Source organism: Paracoccus sp. S4493, from assembly GCF_000967735.1.
Lineage (GTDB): Bacteria > Pseudomonadota > Alphaproteobacteria > Rhodobacterales > Rhodobacteraceae > Paracoccus > Paracoccus marcusii.
Genome location: NZ_JXYF01000010.1, coordinates 89,642 through 107,775 on the forward strand (window position 1 = coordinate 89,642; position 18,134 = coordinate 107,775).

Here is an 18,134-nt window from a genome sequence, read left to right on the forward strand (position 1 = left end):
AGGCAGGCGGCCCGCGAAACCGCCCGATTTGCGCGCGACGTCGTGACGCGGACAGGTTTGGCGGTTGACGCCCGGCGGATGACGGTCAAAACCTGCGCCCGACACGCCACACCGGAGGGATGATGCCCAAGGCCCGCACCCTGTCGCTGAGCGATCACCACGTCGCCAGCGTCGCCCCCGCCGAGGGGCTGCTTTACAACCCCGCCTGGCGGATGCTGGAGGATGGCGACCTGGACGCGCTGGCCCTGCGGCTGACGCAGGGGCGGACGGGCCCGATACCGATCTTCGCCTATGGGTCGTTGATCTGGAATCCGGGCTTTGCGGTGCAGGATCGCCGCCGCGCCACGGCGATCGGCTGGCACCGCGATTTTTCGCTGACGCTGGACCATTTCCGCGGAACGCCCGAACGGCCTGGCCTGATGCTCGCGCTGGCATCGGGCGGAACCTGCGAGGGGCTGGTGCTGGACATCGCCGAAGGGACCGAGGTCGAATCCATGCGCGCCATCCTGCGCCGCGAACTGGTCGCGCACGAGCTGGCCGCGAATGCCTGCTGGATCCAGGTGCGCACCGATCGCGGGGTCGAATCCGCGCTGACCTTCTATGCCGATCCGGTCGACGCCCCCGTCGCGCGCCTTCCGGTCGAGGAGCAGGCGCGGCTGCTGGCGACCGCTGCGGGCGCTGCGGGATCGGGCGCCGAGTATCTGCTGCGCACCGCGCGCGGACTGGCCGAATGGGGCATCGAGGACGATTACATCTGGACGTTGCAGCACCTGGTCGCCGAACGGATCGAGGCCGAGGCGGGCTTTGTGCCCCCGACTGGCCGCTAGCCCATCCCGCGCCTCTTGCGCCAGTGGCCGTGGGGATCGCGTCTACAGCGGGGACAGCAGGTGGCCGCCATCGGCCACCAGGACCGATCCGGTCATGAACGCTCCCGCGTCAGAGGCAAGCAGCAGCAGCGGCCCGGCCAGATCGCCGGCCTGCCCCAATCGCCGCTGCGGAATGCGGCGGATCTGGGCCTGGCCATGGTCGGTGGCAAAGAAATCGCGGTTGATGTCGGTCTCGACATAGCCGGGGGCCAATGCGTTCACGCGGATGCCGTGGCGCGCCCATTCCAGGGCGTGCTGTTTGGTCAGCTGGATCAGTGCGGCCTTGGACGTGGCATAGGCGGAGACCCCCGCCCCCTGCCGCAGCCCCAGGATCGAGGCGACATTGACGATAGCGCCGGGCCGCCCCGCCTCGACCAGCCTTGCGGCCACCGCCACCGACATCCGCCGTGCCCCGTCCAGGTTGACGCCCATCACCCGCGCCCAGTCCTGGTCGGACTGTTCCAGCGACGCACCGGGAATGGCGATGCCGCTGTTGTTGACCAGCAGGTCTACCGGAGCGCCGGCCCAGGCCTCGGCATCGGCCACGGCGCGGGCGACGTTGCCCGGGTCGGTTACGTCCAGCGCGATGGAATGGGCGTCAGACAGGCTGTCGGCCAGGGCCCGCATCGCATCGACGCGCCGCGCGGCCAGCACGACGCGCGCCCCCGCACCGGCCAGCGTTCGCGCGAATTCCGCGCCAAGCGCGCCCGATGCCCCGGTCACCAGCGCCACGCGCCCGTCCAGGCGGAAACGATCCATGCTCATGCGGGCTCCTCGGCGGTGGTGGGGTCGGCGATCCAGGCGCGCAGCCGGGCGGCCGCCAGCAGGCGGGCATGCAGGTCGGCGTCATGGTCATGCGCCCCCGCCCGGATCGCGGCCACATCGGCGGTCACGTCCTGCGACGGGCGGGCCAGCTCTCGCCGCGCCATGGCCAGCGCATTGGCGGCCAGCAGCGCGTGGTATCGGGCATCCGGCCCGCCAGGGGCGATGTCCCGGCGCAGGGTCGCCTCGGCCTCGACGATCAGGTCCAGTGCGTCGCTCATGCGGCCTCCGGCGCGGTCATCTGCAGCAGGCGGTATTCCAGCGTGTCGGCGATGCGCCCCGTCAGCGCCAGATGCAGCGAGCGTTCGGCCCCGCTGTCGTGGCGGTCGCCCTGCTGCAGGGCGATCACGGCCCATCGGATATGGGCCATGACCTCCCACCACCGCACGCGGCCGGGGTCGGGAACAACGCCCCCGGCGGCGGCATAGCCCGACAGGACGGCCGCGCGGCTGGCGATGCCGCCACCCTCCAGATCGGGGCGCGAAAACCGCCAGCATTCCGCGCAGAACCACCCCAGATCGCAGGCCGGGTCCGACCAGGCGGCGAATTCCCAGTCCAGAACGGCCGTCAGCCCATCGGCATCGACCAGGAAATTGCCGGTGCGGAAATCCTGATGTGTCAGGGTCACCCTGTCGGGCGCCGGCGCGTGGCGTTCGGCCCAACGCAGCGCCCATTCCAGGCCCGGTCGCGGCGCGGGCCGCGCATCCAGCCAGCCGCGCAGCCCCGCCACCGCCTGCAGGGCCGGATCGGCGGGGCGCGGCCCCAGGACCCTTGCCAGCGCCTGGTCCGGATCGATCCTGTGGATCAGCGCCAGCTGGCGGCCCAGGTCGCGGCCCAAGGCCTCGCGATCGCCGCCAAGCGTCGTGTCGCGCACGACCTTGGGGCCATAGCCGGTGCCGCCCACCCAGGCCATCGCCGCGAAGGGCGCGCCGATGACCGTCGGGTCATCGCAGAAGCCCAGGGGTTCGGGCACGCGCACACCCGCGCGGTGGGCCGCGGCGATGATCGCATATTCCTCTGCCCGAGACCGGCTGGCGGCGATGGTCGCGGGGGCGTCGCGCCGGATCACCAGGCGGCGCGACATCCCGTCCGCCGTGACCGTCACCGCCCAATTCTCCTGGATCGCGCCGCCAGACAGCTTGTCCGCGGCGGTGACCCGCGCGCCGGGCAGGTCCAGCGTCGTCGCCAGCCAGGCGTCAAGTGCGGCGTTATCCGTCAGGCTCATGCGCCCCAGCCCCAGAAGTCGTCCCCCTCGCGTGCATAGGCATCGGCCAGCACCATCCGGTGCACCTCGGAGGCGCCATCGACCAGCCGCGCCTGCCGGGCATAGCGATAGATCCATTCCAGCACCGTGTCGCGGCTGTATCCCCGCGCGCCGTTCAGCTGGATCGCCACGTCGGCGGCCTGATGCAGCGTGTCGGCGACATGCAGCTTGGCCATCGAAACCTCCTTGCGGGCATGGCTGCCCTGGTCCAGCGCCCAAGCCGCATTCATCGTCAGCAGCCGCCCGATCTGAATGTTCAGCGCCACGCCGCCCAGCATCAGCCGCACCGATTCTCGGTCGGCCAGCCGGATGCCGAAGCCCTCGCGCGCATCGACATAGGCCTGCGCCTCGGCCATCGCGCGCTTGGCCAAGCCCAGCCAGCGCATGCAGTGGGTCAGCCGCGCGGTGCCAAGCCGGATCTGCGTGACCTTCAGCCCGTCGCCCACGCCCATCAGGCGGTTCTCGTCGGGGATCTCCAGCCCGTCGAACTCCAGTTCGCAATGGCCGCCATGCTCCTCGGGGCCCATGATGGCGATGCGGCGCAGGATCTTCCAGCCAGGCTGGTCGCGATGGAACAGGAACGCCGTCAGATGGCGGCGGCGTTCGTCGGGGTTGGGGTCGGTGCGCGCGATCAGAATGAAATGTGCCGCCCCCTCGGCCCCGGTGATGAACCACTTGCGGCCCGTGACGCGCCAGACATCGCCATGCCGCACGGCGGTCGTGCCGATCATGCCGGGGTCGGACCCGCCACCCGGCGCAGGTTCGGTCATCACAAAGGATGATCGCACCGCGCCCGCGACCAGCGGCGCCAGCCAGCGCGCCTGCTGATCGGGGGTGCCCACGCGGGCCAGGATGTCCATGTTCCCGTCATCGGGGGCCGCGCAGTTGAAGACCGCAGGGCCGAAGATCGAGCGGTTCGCCTCCTCGTACATCACCGCGCGGCCAGTGACGGTCAGGCCCATGCCGCCCAGGGCCTGCGGCACCTGCGGGCACCACAGCCCCGCCGCCCGCGCACGCGCGCGCAGCGCCTGCAGGGGCGCATCGGCGATGTTGTCATGATCGTCCCAGTTGGCGCGGTCGGCCTCGACCGGCAGGATATGGGTGTCGACGAAATCACGGGTACGGCGCCGGATGTCCTCCAACCGGGGGTCCAGGGTGAAATCGATCATGTCAGTCCTCTCCTCAAACGCTCCGCGTCCTGCCGGGGCCCACCATCCACCAGCCTCCGCGCGATGTCGATGCCGGGCGATCCAGACCCGGCGCCGCGTCAGATCAGCAGTTGCTGACCCAGGACGATCACGCGGCTGCTGGGCAGATGATAGAAGTCGGTGGCGTTCGCAGCGGATTTGGACAAGGACACGAACAGCGTCTCCTGCCAGGCGGGCAGTTCGCGCGTCTTGCCGGGGCGGAACGTGCGGCGGCTGAGAAAGAAGGACGTCGACATGATGTCGAAGCGCACGCCTTCCTTGCGGGCCAGGGTCAGCGCCTTGGGCAGGTTCGTCTCCTCCATGTAGCCGAAACACATGTCAATGCGGATGAAGCGGTCGGACAGGCGCGTCACCGTCAGGCGATCGTTGTCGGCGACATAGGGGCGCGTCGCCATGGTCACGCAGACGATGATGTTCGTCTCGTGCAGGACATGGTTGTGCTTGAGGTTGTGCAGCAGCGCGGCCGGCGCGATGTCGGGTTCCGCGGTCAGAAAGACGGCGGTGCCGGGCACCTCGACCAGCCGGTCAGAGCGGGCCAGCATCTCGATCAGCGCGGCCGTCGGGGTGGCACTGCGCCGGGCCTGGGCCTGGACGTGGCGGGTGCCGCGGATCCAGGTCCACATCAGCACGATCATCACGGCGGCCATCATGATCGGCACCCAGCCCCCGTTCGGGATCTTGATCGCGTTCGATCCCAGGAACAGCAGTTCCAGCGCCAGCAGCGGCGTGACCACCACGGCGACCACCATCAGGGGCCAGCGCCAGACCCGCAGGAACACGACCGAGGCCAGGATGGTGGTGATGACCATGTCCCCCGTCACCGCGATGCCGTAGGCCGCGGCCAGGTCCGAGGACGACCCGAACACCACCACCAGCACGACCACGCCGATGGCCAGGATCGCGTTGATCTTGGGCAGGTAGATCTGCCCTTCCTGGGTCTCGGAGGTGTGCAGGATCTCTAGCCGGGGCAGCAGGTTCATGCGCACCGCCTGCTTGATCATCGAAAACGCGCCCGAGATGACCGCCTGGCTGGCGATGACCGTGGCCATCGTCGCCAGGATCACCAGGGGCAGCAGCGCCCAGGGCGGCGCCATCAGAAAGAATGGATTCGTCACCCGGTCGGGATGGGCCAGGATCATCGCCCCCTGCCCCAGATAGCTGAGCGTCAGGGCGGGCCAGACCAGCAGCACCCAGGCCATGCGGATCGGGCGACGCCCGAAATGGCCCATGTCGGCATAAAGCGCCTCTCCTCCGGTGACGGCCAAGAAGACCGATCCCAAGACGATCAACGAGGCCAGCTTGTTCGTGACCAGGAACGCCCCGGCATGCACGGGGCTGAGCGCGCGCAGGATCGACCAGTCGTCGCCGATATGGGACAGCCCCATCACCGCCATGACGACGAACCAGGTGACCATGATGGGCCCAAACAGGATCGACACCGCCCCCGTGCCCCACCGCTGGACGATGAACAGCCCGGTGATGATGGCCAGCGTGACGGGCACCACGTAGGGGCCGAAGGCGGGGGCCACGATGGTCAGCCCCTCGACCGCGGACAGGACCGACATGGCCGGCGTGATGATCGCGTCCCCGAAGAACAGCGATATGCCGATCATCCCCAGCACCATTAGCCAGACGGGCCGCTTGCCCAGTGCCTGCTGGATCAGGGTCACTAGGCTCAGCGTGCCGCCCTCGCCCCGGTTGTCGGCGCGCATGATCAGCGCCACGTATTTGAAGCTGACGATCGAGATCAGCGTCCAGATCAGCAGCGAGATCACCCCCACCACGTCATCGGGCGAGAGCCCGTCGCGCGACGCGGCATGCAGCGATTCGCGCATCGCATAGATCGGAGAGGTTCCGATGTCGCCATAGACGACCCCGATCGCCCCCAGGACCAGCCCGCCCAGGTTGCTGGAACCATGCTGCCCCGCGGTGGGAAGATCGGACAGGTGCGCCGATGCGGTGGCAGGTTGCGCCGGACCGTCGGGGGTGACGTGATCGCTCATGTGTCGACAACTCTCTTGGCAGCGCCGTGGCCTGCAGGCGCTGCCGCGTCTAGCAGGCACGCGTCGCATTGAGAAGAACGGCCCGCGTTCATCTGACATCCACGAAGGCGATCACGTCAAACCCTAGCCCGGCAAGACCGGCACCATGCGTGCCGCCTGCCCATCGTTCAATCAGAACGGCACGATTCTGCCAAGCCGGATCGGGTGGCAGGTTCGATCTGTCGTTGGGTCACATCGTTAGGGGCCGAATCACGCCTGTCCCCGGCGCGACGCGTGCAGGCGGAGCCGGACGTCGCCCGGCTGCCAGAGCTGCATCAACCCGCCTTCTGCGGGCGACCGGCGACATAGGTCTGGGCCACCGCGCGGTCGTCGCCCATGATCTGCAGGATGAACAGCTCCTGCGCCAGGGTCTCGGCCTTTTCCATCCGCAGCGCCATGGCGGGGGTGGCACGGGCGTCGAGGACCACCAGGTCGGCGGCGCTGCCGGGGGCCAGGGTGCCGATCTCGGCCTCCATGTCCAGGGTCAGCGCATTGCCGCGCGTGGCCCAGTGGAATGCCGCCAGCGGATGCAGCTTCTGCCCGCGCATCTGCAGGATCTTGTAGCCCTCAGCCAGGGTCTGCAGCATCGACCAGCTGGTGCCGCCGCCCACATCCGTCGCGATGCCGCTGACGATGCCCGCGGCGCGCAGCCCGTCGGCGTCGAACAGCCCCGACCCGAGGAACAGGTTCGAGGTCGGGCAGAACACCGCATGGCTGCCGGTCTCTGCCATCCGGGCGATTTCGCGGGGTTCCAGATGGATAGAATGGCCCAGCAGCAGCTTGTCGGACAGCAGGCCGTAGCCCTCGTAGATGTCCAGATAGTCGCGCGCCTTAGGATAGAGCGACAGGGTGTATTCGATTTCGTCGACGTTTTCCGACAGATGCGTCTGGACGTGGCAGTCGGGATGGGCGCGGGCCAGCGCGCCGGCCGCTTCCATCTGTTCAGGGGAGGACGTGATCGCAAAGCGCGGCGTGATCGCATAGCGCTGCCGGCCCTTGCCGTGCCACGCCTGGATAAGTGCCGCGCTGTCGTCATGGCCCTGCTGCGGCGTGTCCAGCACGGCGGCCGGAGCATTGCGGTCCATCATCACCTTGCCCGCGATCATGGCCATGTCGCGATCATGGGCGGCAGAGAACAGCGCCTCGGCGCTGGCCTTGTGGCTGGAGCAGAAGGCAACGGCGGTCGTCGTGCCATGCGCGGTCAGCTGGTCCAGGAACAGCCCCGCCATGCGGGTGGCATGCGCGGGGTCGGCGAATTCCGCCTCGGCCGGGAAGGTATAGGTGTTCAGCCAGTCCAGCAGCTGCGCACCCCAGCTGGCAATGACCTGCAACTGGGGAAAATGGATATGCGGGTCGATGAAGCCCGCCAGGATCAGATGTGGGCGGTGGTCGATCTCCTCCAACCCGTCGCGGGTCAGTTCGGCATGATCGCCGACGGCGACGATGCGCCCGTCATCGACCAGGATGGCCCCGTCTTCCCAGAAGCGATGATTGTCGGCCGTGTCCTGGGGATCGGCATGAAAGTCGAGGACGCGGCCCCGGATCAGCTGTTGCATGGGTATTTTTTCAAAAAAGAAGAGGTGAGGCGCGCCATCAGTTCGGCGGCGGTGAAGGCGGCGATGATTTCGGGGCGCTTGTCGCGCGAGAAGCCCGCCCCGATGGGACAGGTCAGGCCGGCGGCGTCGACCCCGCGCCAGGCAGCGAAGCGTTCGAACTGGGCCCGCTTGGTGGCGCTGCCGATCATCCCGACATAGGCCAGGTCGGTGCGGGCAAGCGCCTCGGTCGCCAGCAGGAAATCCAGCGCGTGATCGTGGGTCACGATCACCACGGACGTGCCGGGCCGGGCTGCGCGGATCTGCGCCTCGGGCAAGGGGGTCAGCAGGGTCGGGCCGCTGGCCTGCGCCAGCTCCTCTGCCCGGCTGTCGATCAGCAGGGCGTTGACCGGCAGCGGTTCCAGCGCCCGGGCCAGCGCGCGCCCGACATGGCCCGCGCCAAAGATCAGCGCGTCGGCGTATTCCTGTGGCGCGGGGCCGTGCCGGTCCAGCGTCAGCACCACCCGCCCGCCGCAGCACTGGCCGATCTGGGGGCCCAACGGCACGTCCATGGTGGCATCGGCCTCGTCCCGCGCCAGCATCTGCCGCGCGCGGTCGATCGCCATGTATTCCAGCTGTCCACCGCCGATGGTGCCGGTGACCCGGTCGGGGGTCACGAACATCTCGGCACCCGCCTCTCGCGGGCTCGAGCCCATGGCCCGGGTGACGCGGACGCGGATCATCCGCGCAGCCGCTCGACCGCCATCAGCACGCGTTCGGGCGTGGCGGGCGCATCAAGACGCGCGGGCGTGCGATAGTCGGCGACCGAGGCCACGGCCATGTTGATCGCCTCGAACACGCTGATGCCCAGGACGAAGGGCGGTTCTCCGACGGCCTTGGACCGCTTGATGGTCCGCTCGCTGGCCTCGGACCAGTCGGCCAGCGCGACGTTGAAGATGCGCGGGCTGTCGCTGGCAAGGGGCACCTTGTAGGTCGACGGCGCATGGGTGCGCAGGCGGCCCTTGGCATCCCACCACAATTCCTCGGTCGTCAGCCAGCCGGCACCCTGGACGAACGCGCCCTCGACCTGACCGCGATCCAGCACCGGGTTCAGGCTGCGGCCCACGTCGTGCAGGACGTCGGCGCGGTCGATGACGTATTCGCCGGTCAGCGTGTCCACCGACACCTCGGCCACCGCAGCGCCATAGGCGAAATAGTAGAACGGCCGCCCCTGCCCTGTCGTCCGGTCCCAGTGGATCTTGGGCGTCTTGTAGAAGCCTGCCGCCGACAGCTGGATGCGCGCCATGTAGGCCGCGCGGATCACCTGGGCAAAGGGGATCATCTGATCGCCCGCCCGCACGTGACCCGGCACGAAGGCCACCTGGTCGGGGGCGACCTGCCATTTCTCGGCCACGAAGGTCACCAGGCGCGCCTTGATCTGTTCCGCCGCATCCAGCGCCGCCATGCCGTTCAGGTCGGTCCCCGACGATGCCGCCGTGGCCGAGGTGTTCGGCACCTTTTCCGTGGTGGTCTTGGTGATCTTGATGCGGCTCAGGTCGCACTGGAACGCCTCGGCGACCACTTGGGCCACCTTGGTGTTCAGACCCTGCCCCATCTCGGTCCCGCCGTGATTCAGGTGGATCGAGCCATCGGAATAGACATGGATCAACGCCCCTGCTTGGTTGAACCAGGTCGCGGTAAAGCTGATGCCGAACTTGACCGGGGTCAGCGCGATGCCCTTGCGGATCACCCCACCCTTGGCGTTCCAGTCCAGCACCGCCTGCCGGCGTGCGTGATAATCGCTGCTGGCCTCCAGCTCATCGAAGATGCGCGGCAGGATCTGGTCCTGCACCGTCTGGTGATAGGGTGTCAGCTGGCCGTTCTGGTAAAGGTTGCGCTTGCGCACCTCCAGCGGGTCCATGCCCAAGGCATAGGCGATCTCCTCGACCATGCGTTCGGCCACGATGGCACCCTGGGGACCGCCAAAGCCGCGAAAGGCGGTGTTGCTGACGGTGTTCGTCTTCATCGGGTGGCTGCTGATGCGCACGTCGGGATAGAAATAGGCGTTGTCGGCGTGAAACAGCGCCCGGTCGGTCACCGGCCCCGACAGGTCAGCCGAAAAGCCGCAACGGGCATAGAAATCGCCCTCCACCGACCGGATGCGGCCGTAATCGTCAAAGCCCACGGCGTAATCCACCACGAAATCGTGCCGCTTGCCCGTGGCGATCATGTCGTCGTCCCGGTCTGGGCGGATCTTGACCGTCCGGTTCCAGCGCTTGGCCGCGACGGCCGCGACGCAGGCGAACAGGTTCATCTGCGTTTCCTTGCCGCCGAAACCGCCGCCCATGCGCCGCACGTTCACAACGACCGCGTTGCTGGGCACGCCCAGGACGTGGGCCACCATGTGCTGCACCTCGGACGGGTGCTGGGTCGAGACGTGCAGGACGACCTCGTCATCCTCGCCCGGCACGGCCATCGCGATCTGGCCCTCCAGATAGAAATGGTCCTGCCCGCCGATGGCAAAACGACCCTCGATCCGGCGCGGCGCGGCGGCCATCGCCGCAGGCGCATCGCCGCGCTTGAGTGTCAGGGGGTCGGTCACATAGCCCATGCCCGCGTCGCGCGCCGCGATCGGGTCCAGCGCATGGGGCAGCACGTCATAGTCGATCCGCGCCTTGTGCGCCGCGCGGCGCGCCTGATCGCGCGTTTCGGCGATGACCGCAAAGACCGGCTGGCCCCAGAACTGCACCACGCCTTCGGCAAAGATCGGGTCGTCGTTCTTGCCGTTGGGCGACACGTCGTTGACGCCCGGCAAATCGGCCGCCGTCAGGATGCCCAGCACGCCCGGCTGCGCCAGCGTTTCGGTGAAATCCATGCCCGTGATGCGGCCATGCGCGCAGGTCGACAGGCCCAGATAGGCGTGGATCGTGCCTGTGGGCTCGACCAGATCGTCGGTGTATTCGGCACGGCCGGTGACATGCTTGGCGGCGCTGTCATGGGCGGTGTCCTGATGGGCCTGGCCCGTGATGGTCGCGGTGTCGTCCTTCATGGCCTAGACTCCTTCGCTCTGGCGCAGCCGCACGGGCAGGCCGGGTTCGGATTGCTCCAGCCAGAACCGCCGGATCAGGTTGCGTGCGACGGTCGCGCGGTATTCCGCGCTGGCGCGCATGTCGGACAGCGGCTGGAAATCCTCCGCGATCGCGCGGGCGGCGGCATCGAAGCTTGCCGCCGCGAAGGGCTGCCCCTGCAGCGCGGCCTCGGCACGGCGGGCGCGCTTGGGCGTTCCGGCCATGCCGCCGAAGGCCAGCCGCGCACGGGTGATCATGCCGTCCGCCACGTCGATGCAGAACCCCGCCGCGACAGAGGTGATATCGCTATCGCGCCGCTTGCTGACCTTGTAGGCGGCGATGCGCGCCTGGGGCTGCGTGGGGATCAGGACCTCCTCGACGAACTCGCCTTGCTGGCGGTCCTGCTTGCCGTAGTCGATGAAGAAATCCTCCAGCGGCAGCTCGCGGCGCGTGTCGCCCCGACGCAGGACGATCCGCGCGTCCAGCGCGATCAGCAAGGGCGGCGTATCCCCGATCGGAGAGCCGTTGGCGATGTTCGCCCCGATGGTGCCGGCATTGCGCACCTGCCAGCCGCCGATGCGCGACCAGTATTCGGCGGCCTGCGGAACATGGCGGGCGATCAGGGGGGCGGCCTCGCTGTAGGTCACGCCGGCACCCAGACGGATCATGCCGTCCTCGACCGTGATGTCTTTCATCAGGTGACCGATAAAGATGGCCGGGCTGATGTCGCGCATGAATTTGGTGACCCATAACCCGACATCGGTCGCGCCCGCGACCAGCGTCGCCTTGGGTTCGTCCAGCAACAGCTGGGCCAGATCGTCGGTATCGGCGGGGACCAGTGCCCGGTCCGCGCCGCGCGCAAGCGACACCCGCGCGCCACGCATCCCGGCCAGGCGCGCGGCCACCGCGTCGCGTTCGCGGGACAGCGCGTCCTGGGCCTGTCCTCCGGCCGCGCCCGCGGCCAGGGCCGCGCGGATGATCGGCGCATAGCCCGTGCAGCGGCAGATGTTGCCCTGCAGCGCGGTCTCGATCTCGGTGGCATCGGCATCGGGATTGGTCATCCACAGCCCGTAGAGCGCCATCACGATGCCCGGCGTGCAGAAGCCGCACTGGCTGCCGTGATGGTCGACCATTGCGGCCTGGACCGGATGCAGACCGCCATCGGGGCCGCGCAGATGCTCGATCGTGACGATATGGGTGGCATGGCACGAGGCCAGCAGCCGGATGCAGGCGTTCACCGGCTCATAGACCAGCCCCGTGGCGGTCAGGCGACCCGCAAGCACGGTGCAGGCGCCGCAATCGCCCTCGGCGCAGCCCTCCTTGGTGCCGGTCATCCGGCGCGCAAGGCGCAGATGATCCAGCAGCGTGTCCGAAGCGCCGACCTCTGTCAGGGCGATCTCGGTGTCGTTCAGAAGAAACCGCAGCTGGGTCATGATAGCCTTTCCTTGCCTTGGTCCAAGTCTACGGCCTGGCGGTGCGTTTCGAAATCGGCTGTGATCTAGAAGACTTTACACGTTCCGTTGAAAGCGGGCCACCGTCACATGGCGTCGGGCGCGAAAGCCGCGCCATCTGCAATAATCTTTGGCAGCCCTTTCAAGCGGCGGCCGGACCTTGCCGGGGGCGCAGAAAGGCGCGGCGGCCCCCCATCGAGGGGGACCGCCGCGCCCGGGGGACTGCGCCCCCGTGTCCCGCCGTTGCGCGGGCCGTTGTCACTCAGTGGGGAACGGCCCTACAGGCCCGCGACCCCCAGGGGTCCGACCTCGCGGAACCAGCGCAGGATCGCGTCACGTTCCGCGTCCTCCATCCCGGTAATGTTCGCAGGGGGCATCGCATCGGTCAGTCCCGCCTGGACATAGACCTGATGCGCGGCGCGGGCGATGTCGGCGGGCGTCTCCAGCAGGACGCCCTTGGGCGCGGTGCGGATGCCGTCCCAGACCGGTTCGCGCGCATGGCACATCGAACAGCGGCCGATGACGGCCTGGCTGGCATCCTCGAACCCCTCGGCCTCGGCGAAGCGCGTCTCGACCGGGGTCAGGGGCCGGGCCATCGCCTCATCATAGCTGTCCTGGTTCACGCCGATCGACGCCAGCCACATCACCCCGATGAACAGCATCGTCGTGACCGCCCATGTCCACCACTGGTATCCCTTGCGGGCGTGCATGGTGTTGAAGAAGTGCCGGATGGTCACACCCATCAGGAAGATCAGCGCAGCGATCAGCCAGTTGTACTGGCTGGCGAATGCCAGCGGGTAGTGGTTCGACAGCATCAGGAAGATGACCGGCAGCGTCAGGTAGTTGTTGTGCGTCGACCGCAGCTTGGCGATCTTGCCGTATTTCGGGTCGGCGGGGCGCCCGGCCTTCAGGTCGGCGACCACGATGCGCTGGTTCGGCATGATGATCAGGAACACGTTCGCGGTCATGATCGTCGCGGTGAAGGCGCCCAGATGCAGCAGCGCCGCGCGGCCCGTGAAGATCTGGTCATAGGCCCAGCCCATCGCCACCAGCGCCGCGAACAGCAGCAGCATCAGCACCGTGGGACGGTTGCCCAGGGGCGACTTGCACAGCCCGTCATAGATCAGCCAGCCCACCGCCAGCGACCCGCCCGAGATCAGGATCGCCTGCCAGATCGCCAGGTCGGCCTTGGCGGGCTCGATCAGGTACAGGTTGGCGCCGGCCCAATAGGTGACCATCAGCAGCGCGGCCCCAGACAGCCAGGTCGCATAGCTTTCCCATTTGAACCAGGTCAGATGCTCGGGCATGCGCTCGGGCGCGACCAGGTACTTGCGGATGTGATAGAATCCCCCGCCGTGGACCTGCCATTCCTCGCCATGCGCGCCCTTGGGAAGGTCGGGTGCCTTCTGCAGGCCCAGGTCCAGCGCGATGAAGTAGAACGACGACCCGATCCACGCGATGGCGGTGATCACGTGCAGCCAGCGGACGGCAAAGGAGAGGAACTCCCACAGGATGGCGATTTCCGGGATCATCTCAGCTGCCCCGATAGGTGGAATAGCCGAACGGAGAGACCAGCAGCGGCACGTGGTAATGGTCGTTCTGCGACATGCCGAAGCGGATCGGGATCACGTCCAGAAAGCGGGGGCTTTCCGGCGCCACGCCCGACGCGTCCATCCAGGCGCCGGCATGGAATTCCAGCTCGTAGGTGCCGGTGGCGAAATCACCCGCCGGCAGGATATGCGCATCGGTGCGCCCGTCGTCATTGGTCACCATGCGCGCGATCTCCTCGCGCGCGGGCGACAGCCGGAACAGCACCACCTGCATCCCGCGCGCGGGCAGCCCGCGCGCCGTGTCCAGAACATGCGTTGTCAGAAAACCCGACATGAAATCCCCCCCGTCTTGATCGTTCCTGCGCCGTGATACCCGATTTGCCCTAGGGCGGCAGGGGCTTGATGGACAAGGCAGTCTTAAGAAACCGTGCATAATCGATCCTCAGTGATCGGCCAGCCGACCGGCCTGGGCCAGTTCAGCCTCGTCCGCGGGGGCCGCACCGTTGTAGAACCAGTTCAGCGCCACCGCGCTGACCGCGGCCAGAAGGATGCCCGAATGGATCAGCGGATGGATCGCATGGGGCAGCCACTGCTTGAAGTTCGGGGCGACCAGCGGGATCATCGCCATGCCGATGCTGATGGCCACGACGAACAGATTGTGGCGGTTGGCGGTGAAGTCGACACGGCTCAGGATGCGGATGCCGGTGGCGGCGACCATCCCGAACATCACCAGCCCGGCCCCGCCCAGCACGGTGGTCGGCAGGCTTTCGACCAGGGCGCCCATCTTGGGGATCAGGCCCAGCACGATCATGATGATGCCGCCCGCCACGCAGACGAACCGCGACCGGATGCCCGTGACCCCCACCAGCCCGACGTTCTGCGAGAACGAGGTATAGGGGAAGGTGTTGAAGATGCCGCCCAGCATCGTGCCCAGACCGTCGGCACGCAGGCCCGCGGCCAGGCCGCGCGAATTGATCGGACGGCGGCACATATCCGACAGCGCCAGGAACATGCCCGTCGATTCGATCATCACCACGATCATCACCAGGACCATCGTGACGATCATCACCGGGTCAAAGGTCGGCAGACCGAAATGGAACGGCTTGATGACGGCGAACCAGGCGGCCTCTCCGACCTTGTCGAACTGCATCAGCCCCATCGCCGCCGCGGCGACGCCGCCCACGGCGATGCCCAGCAGCACGGCGATGTTGGCCATGAAGCCGCGGGCAAAGCGCGACACCAGCAGGATCGTGCCCAGCACCAGCACCGCGATCAGGATGTTCGTCCCCGAAGCATAGGCGGGGTTCGGCATGGCGGGCGCCAGGCGCAGCCCCTCGGGCACGCCGCCCGCGGCGATGGCGCCGTCCAGCCAGGCCTGCTGCACGGGATCGACCAGCATCGGCGCGGTCGGACCGACCGGCAGGCCGAAGATCCAGTTGATCCCGATGGGCATCAGGCTGATGCCGATGGCCAGGATAACCGTGCCGGTGACGACGGGCGGAAAGAACCGCAGGACCCGCCCGATCAACGGCGCCAGCAGGATGGCGATCAGGCCCGCCGCGATGATCGCCCCGAACAGCGCGCGCGCCCCGTCGGTGCCCGGCGTCTGGCCCGCGATGGCGACCATCGGCCCCACGGCCGCAAAGGTCACGCCCATCATCACCGGCAGGCGGATGCCGAAATACTGGGTCATGCCCAGGCTTTGGATCAGGGTCGCCAGTCCGCAGACGAACAGGTCGGCCGAGATCAGGAAGGCCACCTCCTCGGGCGGCAGCTGCAGGGCGCGGCCCACGATCAGCGGCACCGCGATGGCGCCCGCATACATGACCAGCACGTGCTGGAACCCCAACGTGATCAATCGCCCCGTGGGCAGCATCTGGTCGACGGGATGGACCTGGGTCCGGGAAAGGCTGTCTGTCATGGCGGGCTCCCCTTCTGATGTCGCGTCGTGGTTGCGCGACTGACCCAGACCTAGCTTGGCCCGTCATTTTCCCGAAACGGATTTTCAGGGCGACGTCGGGACCGTCCCCCCGGCTGCCCGAAATCCCGGCACCAAATCCGCCCCTGCCCAGCCCGTGCCAGGAACCCGTGGCGGCCGAAAATGGAAATGTTTTCTGAGCGTTGGCTTTTTGGCTTGCGAGGCGTCATTTTCGCCCGCATCTAAAGGCAGCATTAACAAGGGACGCATAATGGCCGACCCGACCCGCAAGCGGGGGCGCCCCCGCAAGACCCTGCCCGACGCGCCGGGCACCGTGCAGTCGCTGGACCGGGCGCTGGACCTTCTGGACCTGCTGGCGGCCCATCCCGGCCTGACCCTGTCCGAGGTGGCGGACCGGTCGGCACAGCCGCCCTCGACCGTGCACCGGGTGCTGCACACGCTGGCCGCGCGCGGCATGGCCGAAAGCGACCCCGCGACGCAGGCCTGGAACATCGGGCCGCAGGCGTTCCGCCTGGGGTCGGCCTTCATGCGCCGGTCGGGCCTTGTGGAACGCGCCCGTCCGATCATGCGCGCGCTGATGGAACATACCGGCGAAACCGCGAACCTGGGCATCCTGCAGGGCGACAGCGTGCTGTTCCTGTCCCAGGTCGAGACCTCCGAGACGATCCGCGCGTTCTTTCCCCCCGGCACCCGGTCGCCCCTGCACGCATCGGGGATCGGCAAGGCGCTGCTGGCGTTCCGGCCCGACAGCGTCGCGGCACTGGGTCCCCTGGCGCGGTTCACCGACACAACGCTGACCGACCCCGCGGCGCTGGAGGCGGACCTGGCCCGCATCCGGCACCGCGGCTTTTCCTTCGACGACGAGGAACGCAGCCGGGGCATGCGCTGCATCGCGGCCCCCGTCTTCGATCTGTCCGGAGAGGCGATCGCCGGGATAAGCGTCAGCGGCCCCACGCACCGCATCGGGGCCGAACACGTCAAGACCCTGGGCGCGGTGGTGGCCGCCGCGGCGGCCAACCTGTCCGATGCCCTGGGTGGCCCGACCCGCTGACCGGGGGTCAGTGCGCGCCGAACAGCGCGAACTTTGCCACGAACAGGGCCGCGATGATCCAGGTCGCGGCATGCACCTCGCGCGCGCGGCCGGTCAGCAGCTTGATCACGGCATAGCTGATGAAGCCGAAGGCCAGGCCGTTGGCGATGGAATAAGTCAGCGGCATGGCGATGGCGGTCAGCACCGAAGGCGCGGCCTCGGTCACGTCGTCCCAGCTGACCTCGGCCAGCTCGCGCACCATCAGCGTCGCGACATACAGGAGCGCGGGCGCGGTCGCATAGGCGGGCACCGACCCGGCCAGCGGCGCGAAGAACATCGCGGCCAGGAACAGCAGGCCCACGACCACGGCGGTCAGGCCGGTCCGGCCCCCCGCCTGCACGCCTGACGCGCTTTCCACATAGGCGGTCGTCGAGGACGTGCCCAGCAGCGCACCGGCCGTGATCGCGGTCGAATCCGCCATCAGCGCGCGGCCCAAGTTCTTGTTCTTGTGGGTCGGCCCCTCGGTCAGCAGGCCCGCGCGCTTGGCCACGCCGATCAGCGTGCCGGTGGCGTCGAAGACCTCGACCAGGACCATGACCAGAACAACCTGGAAGATGCCGAAGGTCAGCGCGCCCATCAGGTCCATCTGCAGGAAGGTCGGCGCGATCGACGGCGGCATGGACATGACGCCCGAAAACTGGCTGACGCCAAGAACGATCGCCGCGACCGTCACCACCAGAATGCCGATCAGGATCGCCCCCGTGACGCGCAGCGCATCCAGCGTCACGATCAGGAAGAACCCGCAGATCGTCAGCAGGGTGCCGGTGGCTGTCAGATCGCCCAGCGCGACCAGCGTCGCGGGGTTGCCCACCACGATGCCCGACGACTGCAGCGCGATGATCGCCAGGAACAGCCCGATGCCCGCCGCGATGGCGCTGCGCATCGATGCGGGGATGCCCGCGATCAGCCAGCGCCGGATGCCCGTCAGCGACAGGAACAGGAAGATCATCCCGCTGATGAACACCGCGCCCAGCGCTTGCTGCCAGGTAAAGCCCATGACGCCCACGACGGTGAAGGCGAAGAAGGCGTTCAGCCCCATGCCCGGCGCCATGCCGATGGGCCAGTTGGCCCACATCCCCATGATCAGCGAGCCCAGCGCCGCGGCAAGGCAGGTCGCGACGAAGACCGCGTCGCGGTCCATGCCGGTTGTGGACAGGATGTCCGGATTGACGAAGATGATATATGCCATCGTCAGGAAGGTGGTGATCCCGGCGATCACCTCCGTCCTGGCGCTGCTGCCTTTTTCGGCAAGTCCAAAATAGCGTTCCATGCGTCCCCCCTTGGCGGACCCCCCGTCCGCCG

Annotated in this window: 15 protein-coding genes; 2 read left to right on the forward strand and 13 right to left on the reverse strand. The window is 68.2% G+C overall.

What is annotated here, in order from left to right:
• The first annotated feature begins 122 nt into the window (after window positions 1–122).
• Entirely contained in the window at window positions 123–827 is a 705-nt protein-coding gene (locus TW83_RS02940) for a gamma-glutamylcyclotransferase (RefSeq protein WP_052715079.1), read from the forward strand.
• A gap of 42 nt (window positions 828–869) precedes the next feature.
• Here the strand turns inward: TW83_RS02940 and TW83_RS02945 are convergent, their stop codons facing one another.
• From TW83_RS02945 to TW83_RS03000, 12 genes are all read right to left on the reverse strand, one after another.
• Window positions 870–1,631, reverse strand: a complete 762-nt coding sequence (locus TW83_RS02945) for an SDR family NAD(P)-dependent oxidoreductase (RefSeq protein ID WP_045981272.1) — start codon at window positions 1,629–1,631, stop codon at window positions 870–872.
• Window positions 1,628–1,909 (reverse strand): hypothetical protein, encoded by a 282-nt coding sequence (locus tag TW83_RS02950; protein ID WP_045981273.1) that lies wholly within the window; start codon window positions 1,907–1,909, stop codon window positions 1,628–1,630. Before TW83_RS02950 ends, TW83_RS02945 begins: the two co-directional genes overlap by 4 nt.
• Entirely contained in the window at window positions 1,906–2,913 is a 1,008-nt protein-coding gene (locus TW83_RS02955) for a phosphotransferase family protein (RefSeq protein WP_045981274.1), read from the reverse strand. Before TW83_RS02955 ends, TW83_RS02950 begins: the two co-directional genes overlap by 4 nt.
• The gene (locus TW83_RS02960; RefSeq protein WP_239441271.1) at window positions 2,910–4,121 is read right to left on the reverse strand and encodes an acyl-CoA dehydrogenase family protein; all 1,212 of its coding nucleotides are present in this window, start codon (window positions 4,119–4,121) and stop codon (window positions 2,910–2,912) included. The genes TW83_RS02955 and TW83_RS02960 overlap by 4 nt, the downstream gene beginning before the upstream one ends.
• Before the next feature lie 98 nt (window positions 4,122–4,219).
• Complete coding sequence (locus tag TW83_RS02965; RefSeq protein ID WP_084697225.1) at window positions 4,220–6,163, reverse strand: potassium transporter Kup; 1,944 nt, start codon at window positions 6,161–6,163, stop codon at window positions 4,220–4,222.
• Window positions 6,164–6,477: 314 nt separating this feature from the next.
• Window positions 6,478–7,758, reverse strand: a complete 1,281-nt coding sequence (gene guaD / locus TW83_RS02970) for a guanine deaminase (protein ID WP_045981275.1) — start codon at window positions 7,756–7,758, stop codon at window positions 6,478–6,480.
• A complete protein-coding gene (gene xdhC, locus TW83_RS02975) occupies window positions 7,746–8,477 on the reverse strand; it encodes a xanthine dehydrogenase accessory protein XdhC (protein WP_045981276.1) in 732 nt (243 codons plus the stop codon). Before xdhC ends, guaD begins: the two co-directional genes overlap by 13 nt.
• Entirely contained in the window at window positions 8,474–10,783 is a 2,310-nt protein-coding gene (gene xdhB / locus TW83_RS02980; RefSeq protein WP_045981277.1) for a xanthine dehydrogenase molybdopterin binding subunit, read from the reverse strand. Before xdhB ends, xdhC begins: the two co-directional genes overlap by 4 nt.
• A 3-nt stretch (window positions 10,784–10,786) precedes the next feature.
• A complete protein-coding gene (gene xdhA, locus TW83_RS02985; RefSeq protein WP_045981278.1) occupies window positions 10,787–12,235 on the reverse strand; it encodes a xanthine dehydrogenase small subunit in 1,449 nt (482 codons plus the stop codon).
• 296 nt (window positions 12,236–12,531) lie between these two features.
• A complete protein-coding gene (locus tag TW83_RS02990) occupies window positions 12,532–13,782 on the reverse strand; it encodes a urate hydroxylase PuuD (RefSeq protein ID WP_045981346.1) in 1,251 nt (416 codons plus the stop codon).
• 4 nt (window positions 13,783–13,786) lie between these two features.
• Window positions 13,787–14,137: a hydroxyisourate hydrolase gene (gene uraH, locus TW83_RS02995; RefSeq protein ID WP_045981279.1), complete on the reverse strand. Its 351-nt coding sequence runs from the start codon at window positions 14,135–14,137 to the stop codon at window positions 13,787–13,789.
• A 108-nt stretch (window positions 14,138–14,245) separates the two neighbouring features.
• Window positions 14,246–15,724, reverse strand: a complete 1,479-nt coding sequence (locus TW83_RS03000) for a nucleobase:cation symporter-2 family protein (protein ID WP_045981280.1) — start codon at window positions 15,722–15,724, stop codon at window positions 14,246–14,248.
• 268 nt (window positions 15,725–15,992) lie between these two features.
• Between TW83_RS03000 and bhcR the strand changes: the two genes are divergently transcribed.
• The gene (gene bhcR / locus TW83_RS03005; RefSeq protein ID WP_045981281.1) at window positions 15,993–16,793 is read left to right on the forward strand and encodes an HTH-type transcriptional regulator BhcR; all 801 of its coding nucleotides are present in this window, start codon (window positions 15,993–15,995) and stop codon (window positions 16,791–16,793) included.
• 7 nt (window positions 16,794–16,800) lie between these two features.
• On the opposite strand, the gene TW83_RS03010 is transcribed toward bhcR, so the two are convergent.
• On the reverse strand, window positions 16,801–18,102 hold the full coding sequence (locus tag TW83_RS03010) for an NCS2 family permease (RefSeq protein WP_045981282.1): 1,302 nt from the start codon (window positions 18,100–18,102) through the stop codon (window positions 16,801–16,803).
• Window positions 18,103–18,134: the final 32 nt, after the last annotated feature.